Here is a 15,849-nt window from a genome sequence, read left to right as displayed (position 1 = left end):
ACCCTTCGTCGTCGGTGCGTTCATGGGGTGAAGATCTCGGCCGTGGGCGTCAGGACGTCCTGGCCTTCCGGTGCCGCCGCGCCCGCCCGTACGCGGCCGCCCGCGGCGAGGACCCGCCCGTCGGTGAGGAGCAGCGCGGCGAAGTCCCACCGGCCGGTTGTCAGGGCGCCGGTGCTCGTCCAGGTGCCGGTGCCGGGGTCGTAGGTGGCGGTGTTGCGGAAACCGGCGGCGAAGCGCGGGCCGCTCGTGCCGCCGAGGACCAGCACCTTGCCGGTCGGCAGCAGGACCGCGCGGTGGCGGCTGCGCCCGCCCGGCATGGGCGCGACCGGTGTCCACGTGTCGGTGGCGGGGTCGTAGAGCTCCGCGCTGTCCAGGCTGCCCGCTCTGTACGTGGTGCCGTGCCGTCCTGCGAGGGTGTCGCCGCCGGTGACGAGGACCGTGCCGTTGGGCATCAGGGTCGCCTGGTGGCCGGCGCGCGGGGTGGTGAGGCTGCCGGCCGGTGTCCAGGTGCCGGTGGCCGGGGTGTAGATCTCGCAGTAGGCGAGCGCGGCCCGGCCGCGTCCGGTGAGCAGCGCGCCGCCGATGACCAGGATCCGGCCGTCGCGCAGCCGGACGGCCTGATGCCCGGTACGGGCGTCGGTCATCGGCGCGGTGTCCTGCCAGGTTCCTGTGGCAGGGTCGAAGAGGTGGGCGGAGTCCAGGACGGCCTGTTCGCCGGCACGGCGTCCTGTGCCTCCGGTGACCAGGACCTTCTGTGAGACCAGGAGCGTGGCGGTGTGCCCGTGGCGGGCGATCGGGGTGAACGTCCCCGCAGGGACGGCCGTCCAGCGCTCGGCGATCGGGTCGTACAACTCGGCGGCGGCCAGGGCGGAGCCGTCCTCCGCCGTTCCGCCGAAGGCCAGCACTCGCCCGTCGGAGAGCCGGGTCAGGGAGTGCAGGTGGCGGGCGGTCGTGAGCCGGCCGGTCGGCGTCCACGTACCCGCCACGGGATCGAAGACCGTACTGGCGGTGAGCGGTGTTCCGGTCGCGTCCGCGCCGCCCGCGAGCAGCACCCGGCCCCCGGACAGCAGGACCTCGGTGTCCGTGGCGGCGGCGGCCGGCAGTGCCGCGCCGTCGCTCCAGCCGCCGGGGACGGGCGTGGTGCCGGCCGCCTCCGACGACGGGATGACGTGCAGCGTGCCGGCCAGGCTCGGCTCGGCCTCCACCCACGCGGCGAGCGCCTCGGCCGCCGTGGTCCTGCTGCGGAAGCTCGACGCGCCGGCGGAGACCGGCGGGAACGCCTGCTGGTTGTTGCGTTTGTGGGCGACGACGTAGCGCTGCCCGGTCACCTGGAGGGTGTCCTCGGCGGCGAAAGGCTGGCGGAGCGTCGCCTCGTGCCGGGACAGCGGGGAGCGGCTGGTGCTGGCGCCGTCGAGCAGCGGCTGGAACACCGCGGGGCTGACGCTGTAGAGCCTCTTCGTGCGGGCGGGCGCGGTGTCCGGCAGCGGCGCCGTACGCGCGGCCCGCAGCTCGGTCGCGCCGCGGGCCCTGCTGTCGATCACCATGAGCTCGTAGCGGGCGCTGCGGCGCACCGCCCGCGCCGAGGCGAGCGTCCCCTGCAGGGCGGTGAGCTCGAGGCCGGCGTCCTGCTCCTCGTACGGGGCCATGGTCAGCTTGGCGGCGTCGTCCACGTCCTGGAACTGCGCCATGGCGAACTTGTCGTCCTGGACCGACACCTGCGCCAGCCCGCTGTCGGGCGCCGGCGCGATGCTGAACCGCTTGCCGTCGCGTGGCCGCTGCGCGCCGACCCGGTCGATGCGCACGTTGAGCGGGATGAGCCGCTGGTGGACGAAGAGCGTGCCGAGCGGGTGCAGCACGAGCTGATCGGTCTCCGGCAGCGTCCGCAGGTTGACCAGCGCCTGGGTGGCGCCGTTCGGCAGCCTGGTCGCCCAGCCCTCCACCTTGCCGATCTCGTCGCAGAGCAGCGGCAGGACGTCGATGGGCGGCAGGGTCGGATTGTCGCTCTCGCCCCAGGTCAGCTCGAAGTCCGCGGAGATCTCGAAGAACAGCAGCGAGATCGACCCGCGTCCGCGCGCCCGCCACGGGGCCGGGCCCTCCAGCTGGAACCTGAGGTGGATGCTGAACAGGCCGACGCCGAAGGCCTTGAGCGACAGGTGCGCCGCGACGTCGATGACGAACGCGAAGGGCGAGAACCGGAACAGCGCGTCGAAGCTGAGGTGGCCCTGCAGCCCGAAGTCCTCGAAGCCCAGCACCAGCTCGGCGCTCGCCCCGAACTGCACGGTGTTGCTGGTGACGGCGAAGTAGCCGGACACGCGGATGCGGGCGAACGGCTGGTTGATGATGTCCACCGAGATGCGCGGCGGCACGGGGAACGGCAGGGGCGGCGGCCTGAACGAGGGATGGAAGCCGCCCACCGACAGCACGAGGTCGCCCTCGCCCCAGCCGACGAGCAGGCCCATGCCGCCCTCGATCGTCATGAACAGGATGCGCGACTCGAACAGCTGGGCGTAGAACCACAGCCGCTGCTTGTCGAACTCCAGCGCGCCGATGAAGGCGACCTGCAGCACCAGCAGCGGCAACTCCTTGGCGGGCAGGACGCAGCGCAGCACGCCGATGATCGCGATGTTGCCCGGGATCTCGACGATGACGCCGACCGAGACGCTGATCAGCGTCGGGGTGCCCCAGCCGAGCTTCACCATGGGGCCGACCAGGAAGGTGTCCTGCTCGGGCGGGAAGAAGGCCCGCAGGTCGCTGAGGATGCGCGGCGCGTTGGCGACCACGTCCTTGGGGAACATGACCGACTCGACGCCGCCGGTGCGCACTCCTTCGGCCAGCGCCCCGAGGTTCATGCCGCGGTTGAGTCCGAGCAGGCCGCCGACGGCGAGCAGGGTGAATCCGTACCCCAGTTGCAGGCCGATCCCGCCGAACTCGGCCGTCAGGATGATCAGCAGCGAGAAGCCCTGCGTGCCGTCCGGCATGCGGGTGGAGATCAGCCCGATCGCCTTCACGTCGATGAACCCGGCCAGCCGGAAGGCCAGGGCGCCCGCGTACTCGCCGCGGTCGGGGTCGAAGAAGAGGAACCCGCCGCCGCTGACGATGCCGAGGTCCATGGACAGGCCGACACCTGTCGGCGGCTTGGGGCGCGGCCGTACGTCGACCGGCCCGAGGCTGCCCTTGCCGTCAGGCGTCAAGGCGAGCGGGATCTCGATGCCCAGCCCCTGGACGGCGCCCGTGATCGGCCCGAGAGCGGCCTTCAGATCCGTGGTGAGGCCGAGGGTGAACGCGCCGTCCTCGATGCCCACCCGCAGCGTGAGCGCCGACAGGTCGACGGGGCCGAGGGCGGCGTGGGAGGCGAGCCGCACCTCCAGGCCGCCGCTGCCGTCGAAGCGCAGGCCGTCGGCCAGGCCGAAGCGGGCGCCCAGCTCGAAGCCGCTCTCGATCCGTACGTCACCGAGCAGCTTCGCGATGAACCCGTCACCGCCGCCCAGGGTGACGAGGACCCTGCCGCGCTGCAGCAGCGCCCCCAGCTGCACCTCCAGCCGCCCGTCCGGCTCGGCGCGCAGGCGTAGCGTCACGTCCACCTGCTCGACCGAGACGCGGCTGCCGCCGGGCAGCGACAGCAGGACCACCGGGTCGGCGGGATCGCGGCGGTAGCTGTGGGTCACCTCGGCCGTTCCCGCGACGGTGGTGCCGGGCGGCGGCTCGACCTTGGCCCCGCCGGGCTGGAACACCAGCGTCGTGTCCACCGGGATGTCGGCGTCGAGGCGCAGCGTGAGGGTCCATGCCTCGCCGCTGCGCTCGATCGATCCCGTGCTCAGCCCTTGGGGCAGCTCCAGCGCGATGCCCGGCGGGTCGAGGTCGGTGCGCGGGACGAGCGAGGCGAAGATCAGGTCCAGGGTGGGCGGTGTGGCGCTCTGGTCGAAGAGCGAGGGCAGTCCCGCGTACGCGGCGATCCGGTCGAGCACGGCGAGGAGCCTGGTGCCGTCGAAGCCCGGCGCGTTCCAGTCGTACAGGGCGGCGAGCTGGGCGTTCGGGTCGCGCAGCCAGCCGCCGATGCGGTCGAAGTGGAAGTCGTTCTCGGTGTGGAACGGCTTCTGCGGGTCGAACAGGCCGACGTTGCGGTCCGTGCGCACCAGGACGCCCAGGAACTCCAGCAGCTCGTTGACGCCCTGCTGCCGGCCCAGGTGGTCGGCGAGCAGCAGGTTGAGCACCCGCTGGGGGAAGGTCGCCAGGATCGGCTCCGCGCCGGGCAGGTTCAGGCCCGCGAGCGCGGCCTTCAGCCCGTCGAAGCCGGAGATGACCGCGCTGACCTGGCCGCCGGCGCGCGCGATCCGGCGCAGGACCTCGTCCCACTGCTCGGCCTCGACCGCTTCCTCGATGTCGCGCAGCAACTCAAGGAGGAAGCCGACGGACCCGGTGGTGGCATTGAGCGCCGGCGCGATGGTGGTGGCCTGCGCGTCCGTCAGTGGCAGCCCGACACCGGCGAAGAACTGGCGCGCCCCGGCAGGGGAGAGGCCGGTCAGCGGGGACAGCAGCGTGGACAGCCGGCCGAGCAGCCCGTCGAGGCTGCCCCGCTCACCGGTCACGACCGCGCTCGCGGGCGGGCGAGCGCGGCGGGGACGTCCTGCATCGTCTCGACCGGCAGCAGCGCGTCGATGAGCTTCTGCCCGTAGCGTTCGAGGTCGCGGCCGAGCGCGGGCCCGGCGTGCTGGAGCAGCAGGGAGAGCATGGTGCCGGCCAGCCGGGCGCGGCTCACGCCGTTGATCACCGTCGGGATCGGGTGCCCGGGAGTGCGGACGCCCCGCACGCAGTGATGGTAGAAGGCCGCCCCCTGCAGGGCCTGCCAGGCGGCGGCGACGTGGCGTTCCGACCTGAGCAACTCCCGCACCTCCCTCCGGTGCTGTCCGATCTTGCCCAGCAGCAGCCGCCCGAGCAGGCTGGTACGCAGCTGGTCACGCAGTTCCGCCACCCCGCGCCGCTGGGCCAGTTCGGCCGCGGACGGAGGACGGCCCATGACGATGTGGACCGCGCCGCCGGCGCTGGGAGCGGCGCCCGACCAGCCGTTTTCGACGGCGGGGATCTCCACCTGGAGCCGCTGAAGAATCTTGCCGATGGGCGTGGCGATGCCGATGTTCCTGACGTTCGCGAACTCGGGCGCGCTCAGGTCGACGTTCATGTACTTGTCGATCGGCCCCGCTCGGATGATCATCGCGACGACGCGGTTCTCGTGATTGATCACCACGCTGCCCGAGTCGCCGCCCTCGAAGGTCAGCTCCTCACCGTTGCGGTAGCTGTCGATCAGCGACTGCCCGGGGATCGGGCTGGGCCTCGGCAGGATCAGGAACTGGTTGACGTTCGTCATGGACCCGGCCGCGTGATCGCTGGGATCGGAGATCTCCATTCTCATCACGATGCGGTCGGGGTCGGCGGGGTCCTGCGGGGCGAGGGTGTTGCTCAGCAGGGTGCCGTACTTGAGCCGCCCGTTGACGGCGTTGTAGACCCGCACGTACTGCTCGCGAGTCGGCAACGTGCCCAGGGGCGGTCCCTTACCGATGCCGAGGCCGCTGGTGACCGCTCCCTTGATCGGGATCGTGGTCACCGTGCCACCCAGGTCGACCCGCCAGGCGTTGTGGAACGTGACACCGGGGTCGAGCCGGGCCATGGCGCAGTCGGTCTCGCTGGCGTGGCCGTTCGCGGTGGAGATCCAGTTGAAGCCGCCCGTCCACTGGCCTTCGCGGTAGCCGCCCACCCACTCGCCGCCCTCGATGGGCTGGGCCTTGAGGTTCGGGTCGTGGACGGGACGGCCGATCCGTACGCCGCCCGAGCAGCAGGAGCTGTAGTCGGGGGAGTGGACGGCCATGTTGTCGATCACCTTGAACCCGGGGAACAGGACGTGGGAACAGCTCAGCAGAACGGGATGGCCGCTGCTGTCGCGGGCGAAGCAGCCCAGCGAGCCGGGCCCTTTATCGTGATTGGTCTCGATACTGGCGCCGGCCGTGATGGACGGTGGAGCGGCCGCCGCGAACGGGAGTGGCGTCGTGAGATTCTCCACCGTGCTCATGGCGACTCCTCCCTGCCCGCTCCCGCGGGTTCGGCCGATCCGGCCGGTGTCACGCCGAGGCGGTCCAGCACCGGTGCGATGGGGCAGGCGACGCCGTCGCCGCCCGCGGTGGTTCCCCAGAGCAGCCCGACGAGGCGGCGCTGCCCGTCCAGCAGCGCGGCGCCCGAGTCGCCCGACGTCGAGAAGACCCGCCCTGGATCGCGCGGCCCGACCAGCAGCTGCCCCGGCGCGCGGAACTCGCGGCCGTCGATGAACGGCCGGTCGGGGTAGGCGACGTCGAGGAGGACGCCGTCGGTGCGGCCGGTGCCCGGCCCGTGCTTGCACACCAGGGCCTTCGGCTCGGGGCGGGCGACCTCCACCGGCCACGGACCGGCGAGCGCGAGCCGCAGCCAGCCGGGCAGGTTCCGTACGTCGTCGAGCCTGATCAGCGCGGCGTCGACGAAGTACTCCTCGCCGTCATGCTTGACGGTGCCGAGGTGGCCGTGTCCGGCCTGTCCCAGCCGGACGGGCTCGTCGCCGTCGGACGGCAGCGCCCAGACGACGTCCCCGGCCTGAGCTCCGCATCCGTGGAGCACGTGGTGGCCGGTCAGCAGGTGCAGGGCGCCTTCGGCGTCGCGTACGAGGACGGAGGCGACGCCCGGCACGCCGCGGGCGTTGACGATCCGCACGGCCGGCGGCCCCATGAGACCCGGCAGGCTCAGCGTGCCGTCGGGCGAGGTCGCCCGTCGCAGCAGGTCCAGGATGTACTCGCCGTGGGCGGCGAGGTCGGCGCGCAGCCCCTCGCTGCCCTCCCTCATCAGCACGTCGCGCATCGCGGTCAGCGTCTCCACCGGGCTCACCCCGTCGATCTCCGCCGGGAGCGGCCGGTCCGGCCGCTCGGCGCCGCGCAGGACGGCATTGACGTACGCGGGTCCTTTGCGGCGGTGCCAGGTGACCATGACGCGCCGGTTGTGATGCACCAGCTCGCGGACCTCGGTCACGTGCCGGCGGATCACCCTGCCCAGCCGTTCGCCCAGCTCGCTGCGCTCCAGGGAGGTCCATGCGGCGTGGACCGCCGACCAGTCCAGCGGGCGCCCGCCTCGCCTGATGGCCATTCCGGGAACGGCGACCGCGGCGCCGGCCGTGGTCACGCCGGGCGGAGCCAGCTCGACGTTCAGGTGCTTGAACGCGGCCCCGACGAAGATGCCCTGGGAGCGTCCGGTGAGGATCTCGACAGGGGCGCTCATCCCCTTGACGAGAATGATCTGTTTGAGCCCCTGGGCGAGGATGCCCACCACTTTGCGGTCGTCGTCGACGATGGGGGTGCCGGAGTCTCCGGGCTCCGAGAAGTGCTTGCCTCTGACGATCAGCGTCGGCTCGGCGGCGGTGCCGCCGACCGTGACGGTCAGACCGGACTGATCGAAGTGCGCCTTGATCTTCTGCGGGGTGCTCGTCGGGTCGGCGGTGAGATACCGCTCCATGTCCAGCCGGTACTCGGTGACCGGCTCCTGGGCGGGAGGAGGCACGACCTCGACCTCGAACACCCACGCCTGTCCATCGCCGCCGACCTCCTTGATCGGCACCCGTTTCAGCGCGACGATCCTGCCGCGGGAGAACTGGGTCTTCGCGCCGTACTTCTGCACCGCGATGTGGCGTTCGACGGGCAGCGACACCGCGCAGTCGGGCGACGGCTCGGACGCCGAGAGCGTCCATTCCGCGATGAGGTCACGGACCCCCGCGATCATGCCGATCTTCGGCAGCTCGTTGGACGCGTCCGTCTTGGCGGCGAGCTCGACGAGCGCGGCGTCCACCGCGAAATCGACTTGGCCGATCCTGACCTTGGCCTGGATGGACTTGTCCATCAGCTGATCAAGGGTCTCGCGTACCACGGTGCCGATCGGGTTGTTGCACTCGATCTCGCAGCATTTGCTCAGCTCCGGTGAGTACACGATCTTCGTGTCGTCGGCCGCCTCCGGGGTCGGTGCCATGCCGAGGACGTGCGCGCACGTCAGCATGTACCGGCCCGATGCCCCCGGCTTTCTGACGATCAGTCCGGCGGTGCCCTGGTCGAAATGGCCGAGTTTGCCGCGTGTCACTCCCTTTCCCGCATGCACGCTGGGCGTGCTGGAGTGCGGGACGGCGCGCGGCCCGAGAAGCTCGTGGAGGGAAAGCCGCCCTTCACCACCGACGGGATCGTCACTCATCTTGTCTGCCCGCGAGGACGGGCTGAAGTGGTGCCCTTCATGGGAGATGCCACGCGCATCACCTCATTCGGTCGGGATGACTGCGCATCTCGGCTCGCACGTTACGAGTTCATTGGACCCGCGAAATGAGGCGGTGGCAAGTATTTCGAAGAAATGAGTTGACCCACATGAAAGTCGGCGGATATGCAAAAAGAGATCTTCGTATATAGCCCTCGGGCATTCAAGGTGACATTTCGTGATTTGTCAGGTTGTGGCATTTCTCTGAGGGGCCGGCGGCAGGCTGCCTGCGCCGCATGGACCGTCGCGGCGGTGATCCACCGGATCAGGTCGTCACGTCAACTCGCCCCCGTGCTGCAGGCCGGAGCCTCCGTGATTGCCGTCGACGACGCAGAAGTCGTTGCCCTCCGGATCCCGCATCCAGGCATGGGCCTCGAACCGCTCCTTGCCGTTCGCGCCCAGGCCGGCCAGGTGGTCGATCTCCGCCGGCCAGTCCGCGGACACGATGTCGACATGCACGGGTCTTCGGCCGCGGCTCGAGCTGGACCTTCTGGAGGTACGTGAGTGGTGCGGGGCTTGCGTCAGTATGGCGGGATGGACTCTGAAAAACTTCGTGAATCGATCGGCAAGGCCTGGGCGACGGACGTGCTGCCCAGTCTGTCCGGGCTGGTCGAGATCCCCGCCGTGTCGCCCGCCTACGACGCCGCCTGGCAGGAGAACGGGCAGCTGCGGGCCGCCGTCGAGCACGTGCGGGATTGGGTGGCGGCGCGGGGGCTGCCCGGCGCGCGCTGCGAGGTCGTGCAGCTGGACGGACGCGCTCCGCTGCTGTTCGTGGACGTGCCCGCGACGCCGGGCGCGACGGCGGCCGGGACCGTGCTGCTGTACGGGCACCTCGACAAACAGCCGCCGCTCGGTGACTGGTCGGAGGGCTTGGGTCCGTGGCGGGCCGTGGTCCGCGACGACCGGCTCTACGGCCGTGGCGCCGCCGACGACGGTTACTCGGGCTATGCGGCCACGACCGCGCTGGAGGCCGTGCACGAGGCGGGCGGCGAGCACGCCAGGGCCGTCATGCTGCTGGAGACGGGGGAGGAGTCCGGCAGCCCGGACCTGCCCGCGTACCTGGAGCATCTCGCCGACCGGCTCGGCGAGGTGTCGCTGGTGGTCTGCCTGGACGGCGGCGGCGGTGACTATGAGCGGTTGTGGCTGACGTCCAGCCTGCGCGGCGCGGTGCAGGCGACCGTGACGGTGCGGGTTCTGGAGGCGAGCGTGCATTCCGGGCTCGGGAGTGGCATCGTGCCGAGCTCGTTCCGCGTCATGCGCCTGCTGCTCGACCGGCTGGAGGACCCGGAGACCGGCGAGGTCAAGGTGCCCGAGATGGTGGTCCCCATCCCGGAGGAGCGGCGCGCGGAGGCGGCGGAGCTCGTCGCCCGGCATCCGGACGTCGCCGTGCCCCGGCTCCCGGTGCTGCCTGGCATGCGTCGCGTGTCCGACGACGAGGTCGAGCTCGTCCTGAACAACACCTGGCGGCCGACGCTGTCCATCACCGGCGCCGCCGGACTGCCCGACCCGGGGGTGGCGGGCGCCGTGCTGCGCGACCGGACGTCCCTGCGGCTGAGCTTCCGCCTGCCGCCCTCGGCCGACGCCGAGGCGGCGCGGGCCGCGCTAGAGCGGATCCTCACGACCGACGTGCCGTACGGGGCGCAGGTCGAGGTGGGCGAGTACATGGTGATGAACGGCTGGCACGCCCCGGCGACCGCCCCCTGGCTGACGTCGGAGTTGCGGCGGGTCGGCGAGGGCGTGTTCGGCAAACCGTGCCAGAACCTGGGCATCGGCGGCGGAATTCCGTTCATGGAGATGCTCGGCAGGCGGTACCCGCGGGCGCAGTTCGTCGTGACGGGGGCGCTGGGTGCGGACTCGAACGCGCACGTACCGGACGAATGGCTGAACATCCCGTTCGCGGTGCAGGTAACGGAAGCCGTCGCCCACCTCCTCGACGCCCACGCCCGCGCCGCCGACCCGGCCTGAACCCTCGTGACGCGGGCCCCGGCCACCCGGGGCCTGCCGGACACGGCCAAGACCGCGTCAGCCCCGGCGCCGACGCGGCTCGCACCGCACGCGAGAGGATCGTCAGTTCTGGGTGAAGGCGAGTGGCACGCCGCAGGCCTCCTCGGCGGTGACGTAGAAGCCGTCGGGGGTGGTGCGGGTGTCGATCATGTTGTGCTCGATGAGGTGGCGTGCGGCGGTCAGGCCGCGTACGGCGACGGTGTGGGCGGCCAGCAGGGGCAGGGCGGGCACCGTGTGGCCAGGCAGGACGTCGCCGAGCGCGGACTGCGGGATGATCTCCACTCGGCCGTGTCGCAGCATGAGCACGTGTTTGGGGCCGTCGATCCACACGTCGGCGTCCAGGAGGCGGGCGTAGCGCTCCTCGTGCTCGTCGATTTCGTCGTCGGGCACGGCCACCAGCACGCTGTACAGGCCGACGGCGCCGTTGGGGTGGTCGAGGTAGCGGGGTTGGTGGACGTACTGCGGGGTGTGGTGCTGGGTGGCCTGGAGCGCTCCTTCCGGGGTGTGTCCCGCGTCGATGCGGACGCTGTCGGCGCGTACCGTGCGGGCGCCCTCGGGGGTGGCGACCTCGCGTTCCAGCGCGCGGATGCCGGTGGAGGCCAGACGGGCGGCGTGCAGCCGGTCGGCGGTGGTCTGGATGTCGCGTGAGCCGAGCGTCATCAGCAGGCCGCGGTAGGTCCGGCGCAACTGGTGAACGCCCCAGGGGTCAGGGGCGGCCGGGTCGACGATGCCGAGCAGTTCGATGAACGACTGCCCGAAGTAGGCGCACCGGTTGGCGGTGCAGGTGGGCATGAGCGGGCCGCCGGGTCGTTCGGCCAGGTGGTGAGGTGAGACGGGGCTGAGCGTGAAGCCGAGAGCCTCGAAGCGGGCGGCGGCCGCGGCGAGGTCGGTGGTGATGAGCACTGTGTGGTCGATGGAGCCGATGTCGGCGGTCATGTGGATCGTCCTCAAGAGTTCGGTGGGTCAGGCGGCCGCCGCGACGGCGGCGGCGATGAACAGCACTTGCAGGGCCGTACGGGTGGGCAGGGGCGTCACCGGCTTGCCTGCCAGGGTGAGACCGCGGCGGGCGGCTGAGACGTTGGCCGGGAACATGGCGAGCATGAGCAGGGCCAGCCCGATCGCGGCGTAGGGCGCGAGCGGCGGGTACAGCAGCCCGGCGGCGCCGGCCAGCTCCAGCACGCCGGTGAGCGTGACCATGAGCTCCTTGTGCGGGATCGCCGGCGGGATCATGGCGACGAAGTCGCGCCGCCATGAGGGCAGGAAGTGCGGCACGCCGGTGAATGCGAACATCAGGGCGAGCGCGCCGCGCAGGGCCGGCTGCCAGCCGTCCAGGATGTCGACACCGGCCAGGCCGATGAGACGCAGAACGACGAAGCCCCCGGTGAGGGCGATGAACGGAACCATCCCGTCCTCCAATCTTGTCGCTGGCAAGATTGGAGGAGGATGCGCATCTTGTCAATGTCAAGATAAGGTGAGGTCGTCGCACCGGACCCGGAGGTGAGAGAGATCGATCAGTACCACCACGGCAACCTGAAACGCGTCATCATCGACGCCGCGCTGCAGGCCATCGGCGAGTCGGGCCCGGCGGGCTGGAGCCTGCGTGAACTGGCCCGCCGCGCGGGCGTCTCTCACGCCGCGCCCGCCCACCACTTCGGCGACAAGCAAGGCCTGCTGACCGCCGTGGCCGTCGAGGGTTTCGCGTTGTTCGGCGACGCACTCGAGCGCGCGGCCGATGACGTGTGGGAGGTCGGCATCGCCTACGTCCGCTTCGCCATCGACCATCGGCCCTACTTCGAGGTGATGTTCCGGCCCGAGCTCTACCGCGCCGACGATCCGGCCGTCCAGGCCGCACACGAACGCGCCGCGAACGTGCTCATCACCAGCGCCCGCGCCCTGTCACCTGGTCCCGAGCACGACCGGATGACCACCATCGCCGCCTGGTCGCTGGCGCACGGCTTCACCAGCCTGTGGCTCAGCGGCGCGCTGCCCGAGAGCACTCACGAAGACCCGGAGGCGCTGGCCCGCTCGATGATCCACCTCGTCCTCGGCGCCCTGCGATGAGCGATCGGGCGCTCGCCCCGCGTGAGCACGGCGTCAGCACGGCTGGACTGTGAAAATAGTTATCATTTACGCTCGCTTCGCATCAAGGGCAAATCCATGCCTCGAACGGATCGGAAGGACAGCGAGTGATCGTCCATCGCCGGCTGCTGCAGCTGGCCGGCAGCGTGAGCGGGCCCATCGCGGCCTGCGTGGGCCTGGGCCTGGCCGTCAGCGGCGCGTACGTCGCCCAGGCCGTCCTGCTCGCCGCGGCCCTGACGGCTCTGGCGCGCGGGGACTCCATGACCGCCGTTCGCCTGGTGGCCTGGGCCCTGGCGGTGACCGCGGCCCGGGCGGTGCTCCTGTGGGCCAGGCAGGTCGTGACCGTGTGGGCGGGCGGGCTGATCAAGGCCAGGCTGCGCGACCGGCTGATCGTGCACCTGAGCCGGCTCGGGCCCGCTCACCTGACCGGCACGCGCACCGGGAACGTGCAGACCACCGTGGTCGAGGGCGTGGAGGGACTCGACCCGTACTTCAGCCGCTACCTGCCGCAGGTCGTCGTCACCTGCTGCGTGCCCGTGGCACTGGTCGGCTGGCTGTTCACGGTCAACCCGCCGGCCGCGGCGGTCCTGGCCGCGGCCGTGGCCGGGGTCCTGGTCATTCCCCGGTTCTGGGACGCGACCCTGCTGCGGCGGGGACGCGGCCGGTGGGCCGCGTTCACCGCGCTCGCCTCCGACTACCTTGAGGCGACGCAGGGCATGGCGACGCTGCGCGCGTTCGGGGCCGACGGCACGCTGGGCGCGCGGCTGGCCGGGCGAGCTCACGGCCTCTACCTGACGACGATGCGCCAGCTCAGGATCTCGCTGGTGGAGACCGGGATCAGCACGTTCTTCGTCCAGGCGGGCACCGCCGCGGCCATCCTCGCCGCCGTGACCGCGGGCAGCGCGTGGGAGGTGTTCGTGGTCCTGGTGATCGCCGTGGAGTGCTTCCGCCCGGTGAAGGGCCTCTCCGACGCCTGGCACGCCGGATATCTCGGAATCACGGCGGTCGACGGCATCGAGGCCCTGCTGGCGGCGTCCCCGTCCGTCGAGGACCGGGGCACGCGACGCGACGTGCCCGACGCGCCCGCCATCACGTTCGAGCACGTCACCTTCACCTACCCGGGCGCCCCGCGGCCCGCCGTCCGCGACGTCTCCTTCACCGTCGAGCCGGGCCGCACCGTCGCCCTGACCGGCCCGTCCGGCGCGGGCAAGAGCACGCTCGCCGCCCTCCTGCAGCGTCACCACGACCCCGACCAGGGGAGGATCACCATCGGCGGGATCGACGTGCGCGACCTTACGCTCGACGCGCTGCGCGGCGATGTCGCCGTCGTGGCGCAGGACACCTACCTCTTCCACGGCACGGTGGCCGAGAACCTGCGCCTGGCCCGGCCGGACGCCACCGACGAGGACCTGATGGCCGCCGCCCGGCTGGCCGCCGCCCACGACTTCATCGCCGAGCTGCCCGACGGTTACGACACGCCCCTGGGAGAGCGCGGGGCGACGCTGTCGGGCGGGCAGCGCCAGCGGCTGGCCATCGCGCGGGCGCTGCTGGCCGACGCCCCCGTCCTGGTGCTCGACGAGGCCACCTCGCACGTGGACGCGCGCACCGCGCAGGCCCTGTCCGAGGTGCGGCGCGGACGTACCTGCCTGATGATCGCCCACCGGCCCGACACCGTCCGCCAGGCCGACCACGTGGTGACCCTGGAGGACGGCACCCTTCTGGAGACCGTGGCATGAACCCGTCCATCCGCTGGCTCGCGGGCGCCGTCGGCGCGCACCGCCGCGCCTTCATCTCCACCCTCGTCTCCAACCTGCTCGGGCAACTCGCCGCGCTCGGCGCGACCGTGACCGGCGCCTGGCTCGTCGGCCGCGCCATCAGCGGGCAGAGCGCCCCGCTCGACCTGGCCGGCGCCGTGCTCGGCGGGCTGGTCGCCGTCGCCACCCTGGCCGCCTGGTGGGAGACCTACGTCGCGCACGACCTGGCCTACCTCGTGCTGGCCAGGCTCAGAGGCCAGGTGTACGACGCGATCGCCAGGATCGCCCCGGCCCGCCTGCTCGGCCGCCGCAGCGGCGACCTGTCGGCGGTCGCGCTGTCGGACATCGAGACCCTGGAGTGGCTGTTCGCCCACACGCTGGCGCAGCTCATCACGGCCGGCACGGTGCTCGTCGCGGGCAGCGTGGCCGCGGCGACGATCGATCCGCTGCTGCTGACGGTGTCGCTGCCGCTGGCCGCATGCGTGGTGGCCGTGCCGCTGTGGTTCCGTGACACCTCGCGCAGGCAGGGCGACGAACTGAGGGCCGCCACCGCCGAGCTGACCTCCGACGTCATCGACACCGTCCAGGGCATGCCCGAGCTCACCGCCTTCAGAGCGCTCGAACGCCGCAGAGACCTGCTGGCGCGCAGGACCCGCCGGCTGGCCCGCGCCCAGGCGGCCGACGCGGCGCGCGGCGGGCTGGAGGCCGCCCTCACCGACCTGCTCCTCGCCGTCGCGGCGGCCGGGACGCTGCTCCTGGTCGCCACGGTGATCCGGAACCCCGCCGCCGCGCCGGTGGCCATGGTGCTGGCCGCCGGCGCGCTCGGCCCAGCGGCGCAGGTGGCGCTGCTGCTCAAGGAGTACGGCACGTTGCGCGCGGCGGCCGGCCGCGTGCACACCCTGGTCACCGCGCCCGCCAACGTGCCGCCGCCGCGCGAGCCCCTCCAGGTGGCCGGACGGCCGGACGTGGTCTTCGAGGACGTGCGCTTCCGGTACACACCCGACGGGCCCGACGTGCTGCGCGGCATGTCCTTCCGCATCCCGTACGGCCAGACGGTCGCCCTGGTCGGAGCGTCGGGGGCGGGCAAGTCCACCTGCGTGTCGCTGCTGCTGCGCTACTGGGACCCGGACGGCGGGCGCATCCTGGTCGGCGGCGTGCCGCTGCCGCGGATCGCCGATCTGCACCGGCACGTCACGGTCGTGCCGCAGGACGTGCGCCTGTTCGCCGGAACGATCGAGGAGAACGTGCGGCTCGGCGCCCCCGGCGCCGACGCGGCGGCCGCCCTGCGCACCGCCCAGCTCACCCTCGACCCGGAGCTGCCGGTCGGCGAGCGGGGCGCCACCCTGTCCGGCGGCCAGCGCGCCAGGGTGGCCGTCGCCCGGGCGCTCGCCACGAGCGCGCCGGTGCTCGTCCTGGACGAGGCGGTGGCCAACCTCGACCCCGACAACGAGGCCCGCCTCACCGAGGCGCTCCGGCAAGCCGCCGCGGGACGCGCCACGCTCGTCATCGCCCACCGCCTGTCCACCATCCGCCAGGCCGACCACATCGTGCTGCTGGAAGAGGGACGCGTCGCCGCCGAAGGCTCCTACGACGAGCTCAGCGAGCGGCTGTCCCACCTGTTCGCCCACCGCCCGTGAGGCAGCCGGTGATCTCGCCGGCCGAGGGCGTGGTCACGTACGGGCCGATCACTCCGCTGACCGACACCGCCACC

General features: G+C 72.1%; 10 protein-coding genes. 4 read left to right on the top strand and 6 right to left on the bottom strand.

Annotated features, from left to right (window positions below; genetic code table 11):
• Positions 1-20 precede the first annotated feature (20 nt).
• From ABZW11_RS12715 to ABZW11_RS12700, 4 genes are all read right to left on the bottom strand, one after another.
• The gene (locus ABZW11_RS12715; RefSeq protein ID WP_355415691.1) at positions 21-4,586 is read right to left on the bottom strand and encodes a DUF6603 domain-containing protein; all 4,566 of its coding nucleotides are present in this window, start codon (positions 4,584-4,586) and stop codon (positions 21-23) included.
• Positions 4,583-6,061 carry a hypothetical protein gene (locus tag ABZW11_RS12710; RefSeq protein ID WP_355415689.1) on the bottom strand — a complete coding sequence of 493 codons (1,479 nt, stop codon included), beginning with the start codon at positions 6,059-6,061 and terminating at the stop codon, positions 4,583-4,585. The genes ABZW11_RS12715 and ABZW11_RS12710 overlap by 4 nt, the downstream gene beginning before the upstream one ends.
• Positions 6,058-8,136: a hypothetical protein gene (locus ABZW11_RS12705; RefSeq protein WP_355415687.1), complete on the bottom strand. Its 2,079-nt coding sequence runs from the start codon at positions 8,134-8,136 to the stop codon at positions 6,058-6,060. Before ABZW11_RS12705 ends, ABZW11_RS12710 begins: the two co-directional genes overlap by 4 nt.
• 438 nt (positions 8,137-8,574) lie before the next feature.
• Complete coding sequence (locus tag ABZW11_RS12700) at positions 8,575-8,826, bottom strand: VOC family protein (RefSeq protein ID WP_355415888.1); 252 nt, start codon at positions 8,824-8,826, stop codon at positions 8,575-8,577.
• Positions 8,827-8,835: 9 nt separating this feature from the next.
• Between ABZW11_RS12700 and ABZW11_RS12695 the strand changes: the two genes are divergently transcribed.
• Entirely contained in the window at positions 8,836-10,266 is a 1,431-nt protein-coding gene (locus tag ABZW11_RS12695; RefSeq protein ID WP_355415685.1) for a M20/M25/M40 family metallo-hydrolase, read from the top strand.
• Between the two features lie 102 nt (positions 10,267-10,368).
• On the opposite strand, the gene ABZW11_RS12690 is transcribed toward ABZW11_RS12695, so the two are convergent.
• Together ABZW11_RS12690 and ABZW11_RS12685 are read right to left on the bottom strand one after the other, a co-directional pair.
• Positions 10,369-11,241 carry a VOC family protein gene (locus tag ABZW11_RS12690; protein ID WP_355415683.1) on the bottom strand — a complete coding sequence of 291 codons (873 nt, stop codon included), beginning with the start codon at positions 11,239-11,241 and terminating at the stop codon, positions 10,369-10,371.
• Positions 11,242-11,268: 27 nt separating this feature from the next.
• Positions 11,269-11,709, bottom strand: a complete 441-nt coding sequence (locus tag ABZW11_RS12685) for a DoxX family protein (RefSeq protein ID WP_355415681.1) — start codon at positions 11,707-11,709, stop codon at positions 11,269-11,271.
• A gap of 93 nt (positions 11,710-11,802) precedes the next feature.
• On the opposite strand from ABZW11_RS12685, the gene ABZW11_RS12680 reads away from it, so the two are divergent.
• From ABZW11_RS12680 to ABZW11_RS12670, 3 genes are all read left to right on the top strand, one after another.
• Entirely contained in the window at positions 11,803-12,366 is a 564-nt protein-coding gene (locus tag ABZW11_RS12680; RefSeq protein WP_355415679.1) for a TetR/AcrR family transcriptional regulator, read from the top strand.
• Between the two features lie 125 nt (positions 12,367-12,491).
• On the top strand, positions 12,492-14,120 hold the full coding sequence (locus ABZW11_RS12675) for an ABC transporter ATP-binding protein (RefSeq protein ID WP_355415677.1): 1,629 nt from the start codon (positions 12,492-12,494) through the stop codon (positions 14,118-14,120).
• Entirely contained in the window at positions 14,117-15,775 is a 1,659-nt protein-coding gene (locus tag ABZW11_RS12670) for an ABC transporter ATP-binding protein (protein WP_355415675.1), read from the top strand. Before ABZW11_RS12675 ends, ABZW11_RS12670 begins: the two co-directional genes overlap by 4 nt.
• Positions 15,776-15,849 lie beyond the last annotated feature (74 nt).

The sequence above is a fragment of the Nonomuraea sp. NPDC004580 genome (assembly GCF_040609855.1).
In the GTDB taxonomy this organism is placed as follows: Bacteria; Actinomycetota; Actinomycetes; order Streptosporangiales; family Streptosporangiaceae; genus Nonomuraea; species Nonomuraea salmonea.
The sequence above is the reverse complement of the archived record's forward strand: the minus strand, read 5'-3'. Positions and strand labels throughout refer to the sequence as shown.

What these genes read in the sequence shown, in the direction of transcription:
- ABZW11_RS12710 (WP_355415689.1), bottom strand. Translation starts at nt 6,061, where the DNA reads ATGAGCACGGTGGAGAATCTCACGACGCCACTCCCGTTCGCGGCGGCC.
- ABZW11_RS12695 (WP_355415685.1), top strand. Translation starts at nt 8,836, where the DNA reads ATGGACTCTGAAAAACTTCGTGAATCGATCGGCAAGGCCTGGGCGACG.
- ABZW11_RS12690 (WP_355415683.1), bottom strand. Translation starts at nt 11,241, where the DNA reads ATGACCGCCGACATCGGCTCCATCGACCACACAGTGCTCATCACCACC.
- ABZW11_RS12685 (WP_355415681.1), bottom strand. Translation starts at nt 11,709, where the DNA reads ATGGTTCCGTTCATCGCCCTCACCGGGGGCTTCGTCGTTCTGCGTCTC.
- ABZW11_RS12670 (WP_355415675.1), top strand. Translation starts at nt 14,117, where the DNA reads ATGAACCCGTCCATCCGCTGGCTCGCGGGCGCCGTCGGCGCGCACCGC.